Source organism: Streptomyces amakusaensis (assembly GCF_039532665.1).
GTDB classification, from domain to species: domain Bacteria; phylum Actinomycetota; class Actinomycetes; order Streptomycetales; family Streptomycetaceae; genus Streptomyces; species Streptomyces amakusaensis.
In genome coordinates this window covers 493,543-512,140 of the sequence record NZ_BAAASB010000002.1, presented here as the reverse complement: position 1 = coordinate 512,140, position 18,598 = coordinate 493,543, and the positions used below count along the sequence as shown (strand labels likewise).

17 protein-coding genes are annotated in these 18,598 nt (G+C 70.7%); 8 read left to right on the top strand and 9 right to left on the bottom strand.

Features of this window, described 5'->3' with window-relative positions; all coding sequences use genetic code 11:
* Positions 1-14 precede the first annotated feature (14 nt).
* Positions 15-1,349, top strand: coding sequence for a 4-aminobutyrate--2-oxoglutarate transaminase (gene gabT / locus ABD371_RS04860; protein ID WP_344473044.1), 1,335 nt, complete (start codon positions 15-17; stop codon positions 1,347-1,349).
* 182 nt (positions 1,350-1,531) lie between these two features.
* Positions 1,532-2,374, top strand: a complete 843-nt coding sequence (locus ABD371_RS04855) for a phosphatase PAP2 family protein (protein WP_344473042.1) — start codon at positions 1,532-1,534, stop codon at positions 2,372-2,374.
* Here ABD371_RS04855 and ABD371_RS04850 read toward each other — a convergent pair.
* From ABD371_RS04850 to ABD371_RS04820, 7 genes are all read right to left on the bottom strand, one after another.
* A complete protein-coding gene (locus ABD371_RS04850) occupies positions 2,310-4,070 on the bottom strand; it encodes a chitinase (protein WP_344473210.1) in 1,761 nt (586 codons plus the stop codon). The two genes, ABD371_RS04855 and ABD371_RS04850, sit on opposite strands and share 65 nt — an antisense overlap.
* A 212-nt stretch (positions 4,071-4,282) precedes the next feature.
* The gene (locus tag ABD371_RS04845; protein WP_344473040.1) at positions 4,283-4,750 is read right to left on the bottom strand and encodes a bifunctional DNA primase/polymerase; all 468 of its coding nucleotides are present in this window, start codon (positions 4,748-4,750) and stop codon (positions 4,283-4,285) included.
* A 142-nt stretch (positions 4,751-4,892) separates the two neighbouring features.
* Positions 4,893-6,305 carry an NAD(P)/FAD-dependent oxidoreductase gene (locus ABD371_RS04840; protein ID WP_344473038.1) on the bottom strand — a complete coding sequence of 471 codons (1,413 nt, stop codon included), beginning with the start codon at positions 6,303-6,305 and terminating at the stop codon, positions 4,893-4,895.
* Between the two features lie 44 nt (positions 6,306-6,349).
* Positions 6,350-7,153: an ABC transporter permease gene (locus ABD371_RS04835; RefSeq protein WP_344473036.1), complete on the bottom strand. Its 804-nt coding sequence runs from the start codon at positions 7,151-7,153 to the stop codon at positions 6,350-6,352.
* Positions 7,153-8,100, bottom strand: coding sequence for an ABC transporter permease (locus ABD371_RS04830; RefSeq protein ID WP_344473034.1), 948 nt, complete (start codon positions 8,098-8,100; stop codon positions 7,153-7,155). The genes ABD371_RS04835 and ABD371_RS04830 overlap by 1 nt, the downstream gene beginning before the upstream one ends.
* On the bottom strand, positions 8,097-9,251 hold the full coding sequence (locus ABD371_RS04825; RefSeq protein ID WP_344473032.1) for an ABC transporter ATP-binding protein: 1,155 nt from the start codon (positions 9,249-9,251) through the stop codon (positions 8,097-8,099). The genes ABD371_RS04830 and ABD371_RS04825 overlap by 4 nt, the downstream gene beginning before the upstream one ends.
* 57 nt (positions 9,252-9,308) lie before the next feature.
* Positions 9,309-10,556, bottom strand: a complete 1,248-nt coding sequence (locus tag ABD371_RS04820; protein WP_344473030.1) for a polyamine ABC transporter substrate-binding protein — start codon at positions 10,554-10,556, stop codon at positions 9,309-9,311.
* A gap of 298 nt (positions 10,557-10,854) precedes the next feature.
* On the opposite strand from ABD371_RS04820, the gene ybiA reads away from it, so the two are divergent.
* Positions 10,855-11,430 carry a riboflavin biosynthesis intermediates N-glycosidase gene (ybiA, locus tag ABD371_RS04815; protein ID WP_344473208.1) on the top strand — a complete coding sequence of 192 codons (576 nt, stop codon included), beginning with the start codon at positions 10,855-10,857 and terminating at the stop codon, positions 11,428-11,430.
* 15 nt (positions 11,431-11,445) lie between these two features.
* On the opposite strand, the gene ABD371_RS04810 is transcribed toward ybiA, so the two are convergent.
* On the bottom strand, positions 11,446-12,186 hold the full coding sequence (locus ABD371_RS04810) for a DUF4190 domain-containing protein (protein ID WP_344473028.1): 741 nt from the start codon (positions 12,184-12,186) through the stop codon (positions 11,446-11,448).
* A 114-nt stretch (positions 12,187-12,300) separates the two neighbouring features.
* On the opposite strand from ABD371_RS04810, the gene ABD371_RS04805 reads away from it, so the two are divergent.
* Genes ABD371_RS04805 through ABD371_RS04795 form a run of 3 tightly spaced genes read left to right on the top strand, consistent with a single transcriptional unit; the run spans position 12,301 to position 14,870 of the window.
* Positions 12,301-13,329: an adenosine deaminase gene (locus ABD371_RS04805; protein ID WP_344473026.1), complete on the top strand. Its 1,029-nt coding sequence runs from the start codon at positions 12,301-12,303 to the stop codon at positions 13,327-13,329.
* Positions 13,330-13,377: 48 nt separating this feature from the next.
* Positions 13,378-14,088: a glycerophosphodiester phosphodiesterase gene (locus ABD371_RS04800; RefSeq protein WP_344473024.1), complete on the top strand. Its 711-nt coding sequence runs from the start codon at positions 13,378-13,380 to the stop codon at positions 14,086-14,088.
* The gene (locus ABD371_RS04795) at positions 14,085-14,870 is read left to right on the top strand and encodes an SAM-dependent methyltransferase (RefSeq protein ID WP_344473022.1); all 786 of its coding nucleotides are present in this window, start codon (positions 14,085-14,087) and stop codon (positions 14,868-14,870) included. Before ABD371_RS04800 ends, ABD371_RS04795 begins: the two co-directional genes overlap by 4 nt.
* Positions 14,871-14,946: 76 nt before the next feature.
* Here the strand turns inward: ABD371_RS04795 and ABD371_RS04790 are convergent, their stop codons facing one another.
* Complete coding sequence (locus tag ABD371_RS04790; protein ID WP_344473020.1) at positions 14,947-16,386, bottom strand: gamma-aminobutyraldehyde dehydrogenase; 1,440 nt, start codon at positions 16,384-16,386, stop codon at positions 14,947-14,949.
* Between the two features lie 208 nt (positions 16,387-16,594).
* Between ABD371_RS04790 and ABD371_RS04785 the strand changes: the two genes are divergently transcribed.
* The gene (locus tag ABD371_RS04785; RefSeq protein ID WP_190125208.1) at positions 16,595-17,086 is read left to right on the top strand and encodes an Lrp/AsnC family transcriptional regulator; all 492 of its coding nucleotides are present in this window, start codon (positions 16,595-16,597) and stop codon (positions 17,084-17,086) included.
* A complete protein-coding gene (locus ABD371_RS04780; RefSeq protein ID WP_344473017.1) occupies positions 17,071-18,450 on the top strand; it encodes an aspartate aminotransferase family protein in 1,380 nt (459 codons plus the stop codon). The genes ABD371_RS04785 and ABD371_RS04780 overlap by 16 nt, the downstream gene beginning before the upstream one ends.
* Positions 18,451-18,598: the final 148 nt, after the last annotated feature.

The following is an 18,598-nucleotide window of genomic DNA, read 5'->3' as shown; positions in this document are numbered from 1 at the left end:
CTCAGGAGCCCGTTATGACCGCGATCCCGCAGGAGCGCCGTGTGGTCACCGCCATTCCCGGACCGAAGTCGGTCGAGCTGCAGGCTCGGCGGGCCTCGGTGGTCGCGGCGGGGGTGGGGTCGGTGCTGCCCGTGTTCACGGCGCGGGCGGGGGGCGGGATCATTGAGGACGTGGATGGGAACCGGCTGATCGACTTCGGTTCCGGTATCGCGGTGACGAGTGTCGGCGCAAGTGCGGAGGCGGTGGTGCGCCGGGCGTCGGCGCAGCTGGCGGAGTTCACCCACACCTGTTTCATGGTGACGCCGTACGAGGGGTATGTGGAGGTCGCGGAGGCGCTGGCCGAGCTGACCCCGGGTGATCACGCGAAGAAGTCGGCGCTGTTCAACTCGGGCGCCGAGGCGGTCGAGAACGCGGTGAAGATCGCTCGCGCGTACACGAAGCGGCAGGCGGTCGTGGTCTTCGACCACGGCTACCACGGGCGTACCAATCTGACGATGGCGCTGACCTCCAAGAACATGCCGTACAAGCAGGGCTTCGGGCCGTTCGCGCCGGAGGTCTACCGGGTGCCGGTGGCGTACGGCTACCGCTGGCCGACGGGTGCCGAGAACGCCGGGGCGGAGGCGTCGGCGCAGGCCATCGATCAGATCAGCAAGCAGATCGGGGCGGAGAACGTCGCCGCGATCATCATTGAGCCGCTGCTCGGCGAGGGCGGCTTCATCGAGCCGGCGAAGGGCTTCCTGCCGGCGATCGCGCGGTTCGCCAAGGACAACGGGATCGTGTTCGTGGCGGACGAGATCCAGTCGGGCTTCTGCCGCACGGGCCAGTGGTTCGCCTGTGAGGACGAGGGCGTCGTCCCGGATCTGATCACCACCGCGAAGGGCATCGCGGGCGGTCTGCCGCTCGCCGCCGTCACCGGCCGCGCCGAGATCATGGACGCCCCGCACGCGGGCGGTCTGGGCGGTACGTACGGCGGCAACCCGGTGGCCTGCGCGGGTGCGCTGGGCGCGATCGAGACGATGCGGGAGCTGGACCTCAACGCGCGGGCCAGGCGTATCGAGGAGGTCATGAAGGGCCGGCTGACCGCCATGGCGGAGAAGTTCGACCTCATCGGCGACATCCGCGGCCGGGGTGCGATGATCGCGATCGAGCTGGTGGAGGACCGGGAGACGAAGAAGCCGGCGGCGGCGGCGACCGCCGCGCTGGCCAAGGCGTGCCACGCGGAGGGGCTGCTGGTCCTGACCTGTGGCACCTACGGCAATGTGCTGCGTTTCCTGCCGCCGCTGGTGATCGGCGAGGATCTTCTCAATGAGGGCCTGGACATCATCGAGCGGGCGTTCGAAGGCCTCTGACCGGCGACGGAGCGGGTGACGGAACCAGCCCGGCCGGTTTCCGTACCCATATCCGAAAGGTCCGAACGTATGAACCGTGAACAGGCGGAACGGTCGCGACCTGTGAAGAAGGTGTGGGGGGCCGATGGCGGGATGGGAATCCGCCTGTCGGTCCTCCCACCCCTGCCGTACGGTTTCTGCAGATGAGAGAAACACCCCGCCCGCAGGGAGCTGCGGGCGATTCCGGGTCGGGGCTTCCCCAGCACCGCCCCGGTCGTGCCTTCGCGCACACCACCGGAGCCTCAGGTTCCGGAACTCCTCACCGATCGGACGGCCGCTCGTCCCAAACCCCCCGGGGCGTGCGGCAGCCCGATCAGGCCGGCCGTCTCGGAACCACCCCCCCTGTTCCGAGGCCGCCGGCCTTCTTCACGGCCCTGTTCGGCCTGCTGCCGATCGTGCTGTGCGCGGCGCTCTTCGCCCTGGTCAGCCAGCAGGTCGCGACCGGCGGACCGCTCCGCTCCCTCGACGAGCGAGCCGGCCGGACCCTCTTCGGCCGCGGCCCCGAGCCGCTCACCGAACTCCTCGCCGACCTCGGCTCCCTCCCGGTCGCGCTGCCGGTGCTCGCCGCGGCCGTCGCGTACACCCTGTGGCGGGACGGCGCGCGCAGACGGTACGAGGCACTGGCCGCCGTGCTGGCCATGGCCGCCGTCCCCGCGCTCGTCGTACCGCTGAAGGCGCTGATCGCCCGCCCGGGCCCGCTGACCGACGCGACCGGTTACTACCCCTCCGGCCACACCGCGACCGCGATGGTGGCCTACGGCGGTGCGGCCCTGCTGCTCCTCGCGTACCCCCGGCTGGGATGGACGGCGCCCGCCGCCGGGGTGCTGACCCTGGCGACGGGCGCCGGACTGGTGCTGCGCGGCTATCACTGGCCGCTGGACGTGCTCGGCAGCTGGCTGCTGGGCGCGGTGATCCTGCTGGTCAGCTCCAGGTGTACGCGTCGAAGTTCCGCGAGAACTGCCACTGGTTGTAACGGTCCCAGTTGATCGACCAGGTCATCAGCCCGCGCAGCGCGGGCCAGGTGCCATGGGTCTGGTAGGAGCCGCAGTTGGTCTTCTTCGTCAGACAGTCGAGCGCCTTGTTGACCTCGGCCGGCGAGGTGTGACCGCCCGCCGCCTGGGTGGAGGCCGGCAGACCGATGGCCACCTGGTCGGCGCGGAGCGGCGGGAAGATCCGTGACTGGTTGCCCGCGACGGGGAAGCCGGTGAGCATCATGTCGGCCATCGCGATGTGGAAGTCCGCGCTGCCCATGGTGTGGTACTGGTTGTCCAGGCCCATGATCGGGCCGGAGTTGTAGTGCTGGACGTGGAGCATGGTCAGGTCGTCCCGCAGGGCGTGGATGACCGGGAGATACGATCCGGCGCGCGGGTCCTGGCCGCCCCAGGGGCCGGAGCCGTAGAACTGGTAGCCCAGCTGGACGAAGAAGGTCTCCGGGGCCATGGTGAGGATGAAGTCCTTGCCGTACTTCGCCTTGAGGGACTTGACCGCCGAGATCAGATTGACGACGACCGGGGTGGTCGGCGAGCGGAAGTCCGTGTCACCGGTGTTCAGCGACAGGGAGTGGCCCTCGAAGTCGATGTCCAGCCCGTCGAGCCCGTACTCGTCGATGATCTTCGAGACGGAGGAGACGAAGAGGTCGCGCGCGCCCGTGGAGGCGAGCTGGACCTGGCCGTTCTGGCCGCCGATGGAGATCAGCACCTTCTTGCCCGCCGCCTGCTTGGCCTTGACGGCGGCCTTGAACTCGGCGGCGGACTCGACGTTCGGGCACTCGGCGACCGGGCAGAGGCCGAAGCGGATGTCCCCGGAGGTGACCGAGGTCGGTTCACCGAAGGCCAGATTGATGACGTCCCAGGACTCGGGGACGTCGGCGAGCCGGGTGTAGCCGGAGCCGTTGGCGAAGCTGGTGTGAAGATAGCCGACGAGGGCGTGGGCCGGGAGCCCGCCGCCCGGGGTGCCGCCGGAGGTGGTGGTGGCGCTCACCGCGGCCGATTTGGCCGACTCGCCGGCGCTGTTGGACGCGGTGACCTGGAAGCTGTACGAGGTCAGCGGGGTGAGCCCGGTGACCGTGGCCGAGGCCCCGGTGACCGAGGCGACCTTGGCCGTGCCCTGGTAGACGTGGTAGTCGGTGGCCCCCGCGACCGGGGTCCAGCTGAGCGGTACGGAGGTGGAGCCGGGCGATCCGGCGGTCAGGCCGGTGGGGGCGGCCGGGACCCGGACCGGTTCGCCGCCGGGTCCGAAGAGGGAGATGTCGTCGGCGTGGTAGGCGGCGGTGCCGTACCAGCCGTGGGTGTAGAGGGTCACGGAGGTGGTCGTCGCGCCCGTGCGGAAGGTGGTGGAGAGCTTCTGCCAGCTGGGCGCGGAGGGCGTCCAGGCGTAGACATCACCGGTGCCGGTGCCGGTGACGCCGAGGTAGGCGTAGCCGCCCTGGACCCAGCCGCTCAGGCTGTAGGACGAGTTGGGCTGGACATTGACCGTCTGGGAGCACTTGGCGTTGTCGCCGCCGGCGGGCGTGGCCTTCAGGGCCGAGACGCCGCCGTGGACGGGTGAGGTGACGGCCGCGCCGCTGCCCGCCGAGCAGCTCCAGCCGGTGAGCCCGGCCTCGAAGCCTCCGTTGACGGCGAGTTCGCTGTCGGCGGCCCGCGCGGTGCTCGCCGTGGCGACGATCCCGCCGAGTGTGAGCAGGACGGCCGAGAGAACGGCCGTCCACCGGCTGGGGCGGCCCGGGGAGCGGCGGCCCCGGGCGCTTCCTCTGAGCCGGTCTGTCCTGCGGTCTCTGGTGCGTTCCACAACTGCCTCCGTGCATGGGGGGTGGGAAGTGGGAGCGCGGACAATTTGGTCCAGACCAATGGGCTTGTCAAGGCTTTGGACAGACTCGGCGGACAAACATCGCGCGTTCACTCGCCTTCGCCCTCGCCCCGGGCCAGGTCCGCCGCGGCCTCGTGCATCGCCAGCTCCAGCAGCGCCGGATCGGTGAGGGCGCCGGAGCCGTCCGGCGCGATCAGCCAGTGGATCCCGCCGCCGGCCGGACGGCCCGGATACGGGACCACGATCCAGGTGCCCTCGCCCGCGCCGCGCACACCGGTCCCGATCCAGCGGTCGGCGGTGCCCGGCGGTACGAAGAAGCCCAGCCGGGCGTCCTTGACGTCGGCGAGCACCGGCCCCGGCCGGTGGACCAGCCTGTTCAGCACCTCCAGCGCGGGATGCCCGAGCCGGCCGGGCAGAATCAGCACGTCCCAGCGCCGGCCGGCGGGCAGCAGGGCGATCCCCAGCGGGTCGCGCTCCCACCGCCACCGGCAGGCACCGGGGTCCGGCGCCGCCGATACCAGCCACTCCACCGCTGCCTTGGCCCCCGAACCGGTCATCTCCCGGCCTCCGTCCCTGATTCCGTGTGGTGTCCGCCGGCGCTGTGCGCGCCGTCGCACTCAGAGAGCGGGCCGGGCCCGGGGTATGACGCGGGTTTCTCCTACTCGTTGGTAGAAAACTTGGCGGGGAGCGGGCAGCCGGTCAGCTGTCGAAGCCCAGCCCCAGCCGGTCCATGGTCCGCAGCCAGGCGTTGCGCCGCCCGCCGTTGGCGTCCGCCCTGGCCAGCGACCACTGGGTGATCCCGATCCCGGCCCAGGCGAGGGGCTCGGGCGGGAACGGCAGCGGCTTGGTGCGCACCATCTCCAGCCCGGTGCGCTCGGTGCGCTCCCCGGCCAGCAGATCGAGCATCACCTCCGCGCCGAAGCGGGAGGCCCCGACGCCCAGTCCCGTATACCCGGCGGCGTAGGAGACCCGGCCCCGGTGGGCGGTGCCGAAGAAGGCGGAGAACCGGGAGCAGGTGTCGATCGCGCCGCCCCAGGCATGGCTGAAGCGGACCCCCTCCAGCTGGGGGAAGCAGCGGAAGAAGTGGCGGGCGAGCCGGAGATGGGTCTCGGGCCGGTGGTCGAGGCCGGGGCGGAGCCGGCCGCCGTAGGGGTAGACCGCGTCGTAACCGCCCCACAGGACGCGCCGGTCGGCGGTGAGCCGGAAGTAGTGGAACCGGTTGGCCGCGTCGGCCAGCCCCTGGCGGCCGTGCCAGCCGATCTCCGCGAGCTGCCCGGCGGTCAGCGGCTCGGTCGCCAGGGCGTAGTCGTAGACCGGGACGGTGTAGGGGCGCACCCGTCTGACCAGCGAGGGGAAGATATTGGTGCCCAGCGCGACCCGGCGGGCGAAGACCCGGCCGGAAGGGGTGCGGACGGCCATCCCGGCACCGGACGCGGCGAGGTCCAGGGCCCGGGTGTTCTCGTGGATCCGTACGCCGAGACCGAGGCAGGCGGATGTGAGGCCCCAGACGAGCCGCGCCGGGTTCAGCATCGCGGTGCCGCGCCGGTCCCAGAGCCCGCCGAGGAAGGTCGGGGAGTTCACCTCGGCGCGGACGGCGTCCTGGTCGAGCGGCCGGAGCCCGTCGAGTCCGAGCGAGCGGGACGTCTCGTACAGCTCGGCCAGCTCCGCCAGCTGGTGCGGCTCGGTCGCGATGTCGATCGCGCCGGTGCGCTCGAAGTCGCAGTCGATGGAGTACGCGGCGACCGCCGCCTCGATGGCGTCGAGGTTCCGCTCGCCCAGCCGTTCCAGGGTGCCGATCTCCCGGGGCCAGCGGGCGAGACCGTTGCCGAGCCCATGGGTGAGGGAGGCGGAGCAGAAGCCTCCGTTGCGGCCGGAGGCCGCCCAGCCCGTCTCCCGGCCCTCGATCAGCACGACCTCCCGGGCCGGGTCGCGCTCCTTGGCGAGCAGCGCGGTCCACAGTCCGCTGTAGCCGCCGCCGACGACCAGGAGATCGCAGTGCGCGTCGCCGGTGAGCGCGGGCTCGGCCCCGGGTCTCGCGGGGTCGTCCAGCCAGAGGGCGAGGGGCCGGGCGTCGGAGAGGGACGAGGCGACGGGCATGGCGGCTGGGGCCATGGTTTCCACTCCTTGGCGTACGGGGTGCACGGGGTGCGCGGGTGTCAGGACGGGGTGTGGTTCCTCCGCCGGCCCGCGACGAACTGTCCGAGGACCACGGTCAGCACGGCGAGGACGAACATGGCCGTGCCGATGACATTGATCTGTACGGGGGTTCCGCGCTGGGCCGAGCCCCAGACGAACATGGGGAAGGTGACGGCGGTTCCCGAGGTGAAATTGGTGATGATGAAATCGTCGAAGGAGAGCGAGAAGGCGAGCAGCGCGCCCGCCGCGATGCCGGGTGCGGCGATCGGCAGTGTGACCCGCAGAAAGGTCTGTACGGGACCGGCGTAGAGATCCCGGGCGGCCTCCTCCAGACGGGGGTCCATCGACAGCACCCGGGCCTTGACCGCCACCACCACGAAACTGAGGCAGAACATGGTGTGGGCGATGAGAACGGTGGGGAATCCCAGTTCCGCGCCGAGGTTGAGGAAGAGGGTGAGCAGCGAGGCGGCCATCACGACCTCGGGCATCGCCATCGGCAGGAAGATGAGCGAGTTGACCGCGCCGCGCCCCCGGAAGCGGTATCTGACCAGCGCGAAGGCGATCATCACCCCGAGTGCGGTGGCCCCGGCCGTCGCCCAGAAGGCGATCTGGAGGGAGAGCGCGAGCGAGCCGCAGAGGTCGGGCACTCCGCAGGGGTCCCGCCAGGCGGCGGTGGAGAACTCGCGCCAGGAGTAGTTGAATTTCCCGGCCGGCGCGTTGAAGGAGAACACCAGCACGACGAGGTTGGGCAGCAGCAGATAGGCGAGGGTGAGCAGCCCGGCGACGATCACCATATTGCGGCGCAGCCACACGATCGGAGCCATCAGAGAAGATCCTCCGTTCCGGCCCGCCGGATGTAGACGGTGACCATGATGAGCACAATCGCCATGAGAAAGAACGACAGCGCGGCGGCGGTCGGATAATCAAGCACCCGCAGGAATTGCGACTGAATGACATTGCCGACCATTTTGGTGTCGGTGGAGCCGAGGAGTTCGGCGTTGACGTAGTCGCCGCTGGCCGGGATGAAGGTCAGCAGGGTGCCGGAGACGACCCCGGGCAGGGAGAGCGGGAGGGTCACCCGGCGAAAGGCGGTGAACGGTCTGGCGTAGAGGTCCCCGGCCGCCTCGTGGAGCCGGGGGTCGATGCGCTCCAGCGAGGTGTAGAGCGGCAGGATCATGAAGGGCAGGAAGTTGTACGTCAGTCCTGTCACCACCGCCAGCGGGGTCGCGAGCACCCGGTCGCCCTCGGTCATGCCGAGCAGGCCGGTGACCTCCAGGAACCCGACCGCCCCGAGGAACTCCACCAGCGGGCCGCTGTCCGCGAGGATCGTCTTCCAGGCGAGGGTGCGGATCAGGAAGCTGGTGAAGAACGGGGCGATCACCAGGACCAGCAGCAGCGCGCGCCACCGGCCGGCCCGGAAGGCGATCAGATACGCGAGCGGATAGCCCAGCAGCAGACAGAGCGCGGTCGCGGTGCCCGCGTAGAGCACCGAGCGGACGAAGTGCGGCCAGTACTCGGCGAGGGCGTCCCCGTAGGCGGCGAAGTGCCAGGTGACCGTGTAGCCCTCTTCCAGCGATCCGGTCTGCACCGAGGTCGAGGCCTGGTAGACCATCGGCAGCGCGAAGAAGACCAGCAGCCAGAGCACACCGGGCAGCAGCAGCCAGTACGGCGTGAGCCGGCGGCGGGCGGGCGCGGTGCGGACCGGGGGGACGGCCGGGGCGGAGGGGGCGGGCGGGGGAGCAGCGGCCGGCGGGGCCTTCGCGGCGGTCATGAGGGGTCTCCCGCCGTCTCCACCCCGGAGTTGATGTCCTGGGCCGCGTCGAGCCCGAAGCTGTGCTCCGGGTTCCAGTGGACGACGACCTCCGCGCCGGGCGTCAGCCGGGGGTCGCGCTCGATGTTCTGGACGTACACCTCCACCCCGGGGCCGAGGGGGCTGTCGATGAGGTACTGGGTGGAGACGCCGATGAACCCGGCGGCGGCGATCGTCCCGGTGAAACGATTCCGCCCGGCCGGGACGGAGTCCGCCTCGTCCCGGTGGACCAGCGACATCTTCTCCGGCCGTATCCCCACCAGCAGCCTTCCGCCGGCCGCCGGCGTGGTGGCGCACCGCCCGGCGGGCAGTCGCAGCCGGACGCCGGACGCCGTCACGACGACCTCGCCGCCGCCGGCGGAGACCACATCGGCCCCGATGAGGTTGGAGGTGCCGAGGAAGTTGGCGACGAACGTCGTCCGGGGGTTCTCGTACAGCTCGGCGGGCGCGCCCTGCTGCTCCACCCGTCCGCCGTTCATCACCGCGACGGTGTCGGCCAGGGACATGGCCTCCTCCTGGTCGTGGGTGACATGGACGAAGGTGATGCCGACCTCGGTCTGGATGCGCTTGAGCTCCAGCTGCATCTGACGGCGCAGCTTGAGATCGAGCGCGCCGAGCGGCTCGTCGAGCAGCAGCACCCGAGGGTGGTTGACGATCGCGCGGGCGACGGCGACGCGCTGTTGCTGGCCGCCGGAGAGCTGGTGCGGCCTGCGGGCCGCGAGGTCGCCGAGCTGGACGAGGTCGAGCATGTCGCCGACCCGCTCGCGCACCCGGGCGGCCCTTCGCCGGCGCAGGCCGAAGGCGACGTTCTCGTACACGCTGAGATGGGGGAAGAGCGCGTAGCTCTGGAAGACCGTGTTGACGGGGCGTTTGTACGGCGGCAGCCGGGTGACGTCGCGGTCGCCGAGGAGGACGGAGCCGGTGGTGGGGTCCTCCAGGCCGGCGATCATCCGCAGGGTGGTGGTCTTGCCGCAGCCCGACGCGCCGAGCAGGGCGAAGAACGTGCCGTCCGGCACGGTCAGATCCAGTGGGTGGACGGCGGTGAAGGAGCCGCCGTAGGTCTTGCTGATCCCGGTGAGGCGGAGATCGCCGCCCTCGGTGCTGTCGGTCATGGGTCGCGGTCCCGGTGGTAGCGGTGGTGAACGGGGATGGGCCGGGCGGGGGCGGGGTCAGGCGCCGATGAGTTTGGCGAACTTCTCCTCGTACGCCTTCTCCTCCTCGCCGCTCAGCGAGCGGAAGGCATGGGACTTGGCGGCCGTCGCCCGGTCCGGGATGATCAGGGTGTTGGCGGCCAGATCCGGATCGATCTTCGCGAGTTCCGCGCCGACTCCGCCGACCGGGCAGACGTAGTTGATGTACGCGGCGAGCCGGGCGGCGACGGGCGGCTCGTAGTAGTGGTCGATGAGCCGGGTGGCGTTCCGCTGCCGCCGGGCCCCGGCGGGGATCAGCAGATTGTCGCTGGAGGTGATGTATCCGGCGGCCGGGATCGCGAATCGGACGTCCGGGTTGTCGGACTGGAGCTGGACGACGTCACCGGCCCAGGCGATACAGGCCGCCAGATCCCCCTTGGCGAGGTCCGCGGTGTAGTCGTTGCCGGTGAAGCGCCGGATCTGCTTCTTGTCGACGCCCTCCTGGAGCCGGGCGAGCGCCTCGTCGTAGTCGGCGTCGGTGAAGGCCGCGGGGTCCTTGCCCAGGTCGAGCAGGGTCATTCCGACGGTGTCGCGCATCTCGGTGAGAAAGCCGACGCGGCCCTTGAGCGCCGGATCGTCGAGCAGCTGGGAGACGGAGTCGACCTTTCTGCCGCCGGTCGCCCTGATGTTGTAGGCGATGACGGCGGGTATCCCGGTCCAGGGGTAGGAGTGGGCGCGGCCCGGGTCCCAGTCGGGGTCGCGGAACTGTTCGGTGAGATTGGTGTACGCGTGGGGCAGCAGCGAGACGTCGAGCTTCTGGGCCCAGCCGAGGCGGATCATCCGGGCGGCGAGCCAGTCGGTGACGCAGATGAGATCGCGGCCGGTCTCCTGCCCGGCCGCGAGCTGCGGCTTGATCTTGCCGAAGAACTCGACGTTGTCGTTGATGTCCTCGGTGTACTTGACCCGGATACCGGTGCGCCGGGTGAAAGCGGTCAGGGTGGGGCGGCTCTTCTGGTCCTTTCCGACGTCCATGTACTCGGTCCAGTTGGAGAAGTTGACCGTCTTCTCCCGGTCCGAGTGGTCGTCGAAGGCCTCGGCCCCGCCCTCGCGCCGTGCGGGCGGGATGCCGCAGGCGCTCAGGGCGGCCGTGCCGGCCAGCGCGAGCGCGCCACCGCCGCCGGCGCGCAGCAGCGAGCGGCGGGTGAGCGCGCCCCGGCCGCCGGTCAGGCTTCGCCGTGCCGCCGCGAGAAGGGCGGCGCCGGGGGCGTCGGGCTCGTACGGATCCATGAGCTGTGCCCTTTCGGGGAAGCGCCCTCGCGGGACGGGCCGGGACGCAACCGCCGGGGATGCGACCGTCTGGTGGTACGGGTGGGGCCGGGCGGGCTGAAGGGCCGGACGGGCCGGTCTGTGGCACCTGTCCGAATTGAGTGCCGATCCTGGCAGAGCGGCTCTTCGCCAACAAGAGATCCCGCCATTGCCTTTTGGTCTCGCGACGGAATCGGCGGACCGCCGGCCGGGCGGTCGGGCGGTCGGGCCGGGCCGGGTGTCAGTGGCGGGTGCGAGACTTCGGGACATGGCGAACGACATGGCGAACGGCACCGGGACGACGCGGACGGACGAGCTGATCCGCCGGGCCGGCTCGGGTGAGCGGATCAAATACCTGCACTTCTGGGGACACAGACCCAGGAGGGACGGGCGAATCGGCACCGGCTGTCTGAGTCAGTGGTGGCCTTCGCCCTTCACGGTGGACGGCGTCCGGTACGCCACGGCCGAGCACTGGATGATGGCGGCCAAGGCACGGCTGTTCGGCGACCTCGACGCGGAGCGGCTGGCGCTCGGCGCCCGCACTCCCGCCGAGGCGAAGAAGGCCGGGCGGCTGGTGCGCGATTTCGACGAGACGGTCTGGAGGCGCGAGCGGTTCGGCGTCGTGCGCTCGGGCTCCGTCCACAAATTCGCGGCCCGTCCGGAGCTGGCGCACTTCCTGCTCGCCACCGGTGACCGGGTGCTCGTCGAGGCCAGCCCGATGGACCGGGTGTGGGGCATCGGACTGGCCGCGGACGACGAGCGGGCGCTGGACCCCGCGCGCTGGCGCGGGCTGAATCTGCTCGGGTTCGCGCTGATGGAGGCCAGGGCGGAGCTGAAGACGCTCTCCGGGGACTAGGCCGTTTCTTACGGCCTAGCGGGGCCCGGGGAGTGCCGGGGCGGCGGCCCGCTCGACCTCGAGCACCGTCGCGTTGGAGTAGTCGTACTCGTTGACCTGGTCGCTCTCGTCCCACTCCGAGGCCACGGCCCAGACCATCAGCGCGACGACGACGGCTCCGAGGACGATGCCGATCGTGCCGAGGATGATGCCGGTGAGCGCCATGCCGTCGTTGTTGGCCTCGCCCCGGCGGGCGCGCTTCCGGCCGAGGACGCCGAAGACCACGGCGGGGATGCCGAGGACGATCCCGGGGATCCCCCAGACGCAGAGCAGACAGATGGCGAGGATGCCGAGCACCATCGCCGCGATGCCCATGCCGTTCGACGGGGCGGCGGGCGGCTGCCAGCCGGTGGGCGGGTAGCCCTGGTAGCCGGGGTACGGGGGATGTCCGCCGCCGTACGGGTCGGGGCCCCCGGGGTAGGGGGCCGGGGAGTGGCCGAAGGGCTGCGCGGCGGCGGGGTGGGGGCCGCCGGGAGCGGGCGGCGGGGGCGGCACCTCGCCCGTGCCCGCGGCCGGGAAGGAGGTGACGGTGGGCTGTTCGTGCACCTGCGGGGAGGCGTCGGGGACGGACGGGTCTCCGGCGGGCGCGGGCGACGGCGTCCCCGGCAGGGTGGTGCCGCTCGGGCCCGGTCCGGTCGCGCTCCGCCGCGGCGGGGCCCAGGGGTCCTGGTCCTGCGGCTCGGGGGTGCCCGGGGTCTGGGGTGGGTGCTCTGACATGGTTCTCCCCCGTATTTCGTGGTCCAGCCATGCTAAAGCCTGTGGTTCCCCGGGAACCGTCGGCCTACGATGATCCCCGACTCCATCGACCCATCCGCACCCGGAGGCCCCGAGATGACCGACCTGCACCCCTTCATCGCGGGCCTGCCCAAGGCCGAGCTGCATGTGCACCATGTCGGGTCCGCCTCCCCGCGCATCGTCGCCGAGCTGGCCGCCCACCACCCCGACTCCAAGGTGCCCACCGACCCCGAGGCCCTCGCGGACTACTTCAGCTTCACCGACTTCGCCCACTTCATCGACGTGTATCTGTCGGTGGTGGATCTGATCCGCACCCCGGAGGACGTCCGGCTGCTCACCTTCGAGGTGGCGCGGGACATGGCCCGGCAGAACGTCCGCTACGCCGAGCTGACCATCACCCCCTTCAGCTCGACCCGCCGGGGCATCGACGAGAAGGCCTTCATGGCGGCGATCGAGGACGCCCGCAAGGCGGCCGAGGCGGAGTTCGGGACCGTGCTGCGCTGGTGCTTCGACATCCCCGGCGAGGCCGGGCTCGAAGCCGCCGAGGAGACCACCCGGCTCGCGCTGGACCTGCGGCCCGAGGGGCTGGTCTCCTTCGGTCTGGGCGGCCCGGAGATCGGGGTGCCCCGGCCGCAGTTCAAGCCGTACTTCGACCGGGCGATCGCGGCCGGGCTGCACTCCGTGCCGCACGCCGGCGAGACCACCGGACCGCAGACCGTCTGGGACGCGCTGAACGAGCTGGGGGCCGAGCGCATCGGCCACGGCACCAGCGCCGCGCAGGACCCCGCGCTGCTGGCCCATCTCGCCGAGCGGCGCATCCCGCTGGAGGTCTGCCCCACCTCCAATCTGGCCACCCGCGCCGTCGCCGACATCGATCAGCACCCGGTCCGGGAGATGGTGGCCGCCGGTGTGCTGGTGACCATCAACAGCGACGACCCGCCCATGTTCGGCACCGACCTCAACAACGAGTACGGGGTCGCGGCCCGGCTGCTCGGCCTCGACGAGCGCGGAGTGGCGGACCTCGCCAAGAACGCGGTGGAGGCCTCCTTCCTGGACCCGGCGGGCAAGGCGAGGATCGCCGGGGAGATCGACGCGTACACCGACGCCTGGGTGGCGAACCACTGACCGGCCGCCGCCCCCGCCCGCCTCGGCCTCACGGTGAACAATGGGCCCATGCGTACCGTCACCGCCGTAGGCCACCGAGGCGATCCGTACCTCGTCCGTGAGAACACCCTCCCCTCGCTGCGTTCCGCCGTCGCGAACGGCGCGGACGCGGTGGAGATCGACGTACGGATCACCAAGGACGAAGTGCCCGTCCTGCTGCACGACTCCACGCTGAAACGGCTCTGGGGACAGGACCGCCCGCTGGCGGGGCTGACCCGGGCCGAGACGGCGGAGCTGACCCGGGGCGGAGTGCCGACGCTGGGCGAGGCGCTGGAGACGCTGAAGGCACTCGGCGGCGAGCACCGGGTGATGATCGATCTGCCCGGTGCGAGCCGCGCGACCGTGCGGGCCGTGGTCGGCGCGGTCCATGAGCACGGCGCGAACGAGCGGGTGTACTACTGCGCGGGCCCGTCCACCATGCTCACCGTGCGCGCCGCCGACCCCGCCGCGGAGACCGCCCTGACCTGGACCTCGCTCGCCCCGCCCCGCCCGGTGCTGCTGGAGGCGCTCCGGCCGCGTACCCTCAACTACCGCTTCGGCCTGGTCAGTCGGCCCCTCGCGGACCGGATCCACCGGGACGGCATGCTGGTCTCCGCGTGGACCGCCGACACCCGGCGCACCATGCGCGCACTGATCGGGGCGGGCGTCGACTCGATCACCACCAACCGCGTCGGCACGCTGCGCACCGTGCTCGGCACCCCGCCCCAGGAGCAGCGATGACCGACAGAATCCGTACCGATGTGGCCCACAACGCGCGGGTCTGGAACCACTGGCTGCACGGCAAGGACAACTATCCGGTCGACCGCGCGGTCGGCGACCACATCACCGGTCTGTATCCGAGCATCGGCGAGGTCGCCCGCGCCGACCGGGCCTTTCTGGGCCGGGCGGTGACCCGTCTGACCGCCGGGCTCGGGATGCGGCAGTTCCTGGACATCGGCACCGGGCTGCCGACCGCCGAGAACACCCATGAGGTCGCGCAGCGGCTCGCGCCCGACTCGCGGATCGTCTACGTCGACAACGATCCGATCGTGCTGGCGCACGCGCGCGCCCTGCTCACCAGCGCCCCCGAGGGGCTGACGGAGTATCTGGACGCGGACGCCCACGATCCGGAGGGGATTCTGCGGGCCGTCACCCCGACGCTCGACCTGGACCGGCCGGTGGCCGTCATCATGCTCGGCATCCTCAACTTCATCATGGACACCGGCGAGGCCCGCTCGATCGTGCGCACCCTGATGGACGCGGTCCCCTCCGGCAGCGCTCTCGTACTGACCCACCCCACGCTGGAGCTGGGCGGCGAGGGCAACAAGGAGGCGATGAGGTTCTGGAACGAAAACGCGACTCCGCCGATCACCGCCCGTACCGGCGCGGAGATCACCTCGTTCCTGGACGGTCTGGAGATCCTCTCCCCCGGTGTCGTCTCCTGCTCCCAGTGGCGTCCCGACCCCTCGGACGACGCGCCCGCCCGGGTGGCGCAGTACGGCGCGGTGGGTGTGAAGCCCTGAGGCCATGAACCGACAGCGCCGCGTGCCCCGGCCGTGACGGCCGGGGCACGCGGCGCTTCGTGCCTCGTACCTCGGATCAGCCTTCGAGCGAGGTCATCACGTGCTTGATGCGCGTGTAGTCGTCGAAGCCGTAGGCCGACAGGTCCTTGCCGTAGCCGGACTTCTTGAAGCCGCCGTGGGGCATCTCGGCCACCAGCGGGATGTGGGTGTTGATCCAGACGCAGCCGAAGTCCAGCGCCTTCGACATCCGCATGGCCCGGGCGTGGTCCTTCGTCCAGACCGAGGAGGCGAGGGCGAACTCCACGCCGTTCGCCCACTTCAGCGCCTGCGCCTCGTCGGTGAAGGACTGGACGGTGATGACGGGGCCGAAGACCTCGTTCTGGATGATCTCGTCGTCCTGCTGGAGGCCGGAGACGACGGTCGGGGCGTAGAAGTACCCCTTGTCGCCGACCCGGTGGCCGCCCGCCTCCACCTTGGCGTGGGCCGGGAGCCGGTCGACGAAGCCGGCGACCTGGGCGAGCTGGTTCGCGTTGTTGAGCGGGCCGTAGAGGACGTCCTCGTCGTCGGGGGCGCCGGTGCGGGTCTCGGCGGCGGCCTTGGCCAGCGCCTCGACGAAGGCGTCGTGGATCGACTCGTGGACCAGCACCCGGGTCGCGGCCGTACAGTCCTGGCCCGCGTTGAAGTACCCGGCGGTGGCGATCTCGCCGGCGGCCTTCTCGATGTCGGTGTCCTCGAAGACGACGACCGGGGCCTTGCCGCCCAGCTCCAGGTGGACACGCTTGACGTCCTTGGCCGCTGAGGCGGCGACCTGCATGCCGGCGCGTACGGAACCGGTGATGGAGGCCATCGCCGGGGTCGGGTGCTCGACCATCGCGCGGCCCGTCTCGCGGTCGCCGCAGACGACGTTGAAGACGCCCTTGGGGACGATCGAGCCGATGATCTCGGCGATCAGCACGGTGGACGCCGGGGTGGTGTCGGACGGCTTCAGCACCACGGTGTTGCCCGCGGCGAGCGCCGGGGCGAACTTCCACACGGCCATCATCATCGGGTAGTTCCACGGCGCGACCTGGGCGCAGACGCCGACCGGCTCCCGGCGGATCATGGAGGTGAAGCCCTCCATGTACTCACCGGCGGAGCGGCCCTCCAGCATCCGGGCCGCACCCGCGAAGAAGCGGATCTGGTCCACCATCGGCGGGACCTCTTCGGTGCGGACCAGCTCCAGCGGCTTGCCGGTGTTCTCCGACTCGGTGGCGACCAGGTCCTCGGCGCGCTCCTCGAAGGCGTCCGCGATCTTCAGCAGCACCCGCTGGCGCTCGGCCGGGGTGGTGTCCCGCCAGGCGGGGAAGGCGGCCTCGGCGGCGTCCATGGCCGCGTCCACATCGGCCTGGCCGGAGAGCGGGGAAGCCGCGTACGCCTCGCCGGTGGCCGGGTTGACGATGTCGATCGTCCGTCCGTCGGCGGAGTCCCGGAACTCCCCGTTGATGTAGTTGCGCAGACGACGCAGCTCGGTGGTCACTGTGGCCACCCTCCTGTTCTGTTTCTCCGACGGTCGGTCCAATGGGTGAGACAACCCGCCCCAGAAAGCCCACCCTAGCCGCAGAAGCGACGCTTTCGACAGGCCCGCCCCACGCCATCTGCGGATTCAGCGGTATCAGTACCCCCAGACAACGAATTTCATCACTCTGGGCTTGCGAGACAGACGAGTCCCGGTGCATGGTGGCTCTGTGGCCAGTCGAAGCGCAGACACCAGGAGCGGAAGCGGATCGTCCCCGACGATCGACGCCGTCTCCCTCGCGATCATCGAGCAGCTCCAGGAGGACGGTCGCCGTCCCTACGCGGCGATCGGCAAGGCCGTGGGCCTGTCCGAGGCCGCCGTACGGCAGCGCGTCCAGAAACTGCTCGACCAGGGCGTGATGCAGATCGTCGCCGTCACGGACCCGCTCACCGTGGGCTTCCGCCGGCAGGCGATGGTCGGCGTCCGGGTCGAGGGCGACCTCGACCCGGTGGCGGACGCGCTGACGGCCATGGCCGAATGCGAGTACGTGGTGATGACCGCGGGCTCCTTCGACCTGATGGTGGAGGTCGTCTGCGAGGACGACGACCACCTGCTCGAAGTGATCAACAAACGGATTCGCGCGCTCCCCGGTGTGCGGTCCACCGAGAGCTTCGTCTACCTCAAGCTCAAGAAGCAGACCTACATGTGGGGAACCCGATAGCCGTGAGCAAGGACCTCTCCAAGACCGCCTACGACCACCTGTGGATGCACTTCACCCGCATGTCGTCGTACGAGAACTCGCCCGTGCCGACCATCGTCCGCGGCGAGGGCACCTACATCTTCGACGACAAGGGCAAGCGCTACATCGACGGCCTGGCCGGCCTCTTCGTGGTCAACGCGGGCCACGGCCGCACCGAGCTGGCCGAGACCGCCTTCAAGCAGGCCCAGGAGCTGGCCTTCTTCCCGGTGTGGTCCTACGCCCACCCCAAGGCCGTCGAGCTGGCCGAGCGGCTGGCGCACGAGGCCCCCGGCGACCTCAACAAGGTCTTCTTCACCACCGGCGGCGGCGAGGCGGTGGAGACCGCCTGGAAGCTCGCCAAGCAGTACTGGAAGCTGAAGGGCCACCACACCAAGTACAAGGTCATCTCGCGCGCGGTCGCCTACCACGGCACCCCGCAGGGCGCCCTGTCCATCACCGGCCTGCCCGCCCTCAAGGCCCCCTTCGAGCCGCTGGTCCCCGGCGCGCACAAGGTGCCCAACACCAACATCTACCGCGCCCCGATCCACGGCGACGACCCCGAGGCCTTCGGCCGCTGGGCCGCCGACCAGATCGAGCAGGAGATCCTCTTCGAGGGCGCGGACACCGTCGCGGCCGTCTTCCTGGAGCCCGTGCAGAACGCCGGCGGCTGCTTCCCGCCGCCGCCCGGCTACTTCCAGCGCGTCCGCGAGATCTGCGACCAGTACGACGTACTGCTCGTCTCCGACGAGGTCATCTGCGCCTTCGGCCGGCTGGGCACCACCTTCGCCTGTGACAAGTTCGGCTACATACCGGACATGATCACCTGCGCCAAGGGCATGACCTCGGGCTACTCCCCCATCGGCGCGTGCATCATCTCCGACAAGCTCGCCGAGCCGTTCTACCGGGGCGACAACACCTTCCTCCACGGCTACACCTTCGGCGGCCACCCGGTCTCCGCCGCCGTCGGCCTCGCCAACCTCGACATCTTCGACCGCGAGGGCCTCAACCAGCACGTCCTGGACAACGAGGGCGCGTTCAAGGCCACCCTGGAGAAGCTCCACGACCTGCCGATCGTCGGCGACGTCCGGGGCAACGGCTTCTTCTACGGCATCGAGCTGGTGAAGGACAAGACCACCAAGGAGAGCTTCACCGACGAGGAGACGGAGCGCGTGCTCTACGGCTTCCTCTCCAAGGCGCTCTACGACAACGGCCTGTACTGCCGGGCCGACGACCGCGGCGACCCGGTGATCCAGCTCGCGCCGCCGCTGATCGCCGACCAGACCACCTTCGACGAGATCGAGCAGGTGCTGCGGACCGTCCTCACGGAGGCCTGGACCAAGCTCTGATCCCGGCCCCGATCCGTGGCACACCCGGCCCGGGTACACCCATCCGAGTGGATGGCGCGTACCCGGGCCGTGTGTATGCCCGGAGCGGGCCTCCGGCGAGCCTTACGGTTCCTCGGACAGGTCCCAGCGTGCGAGTGACCGATCGGCC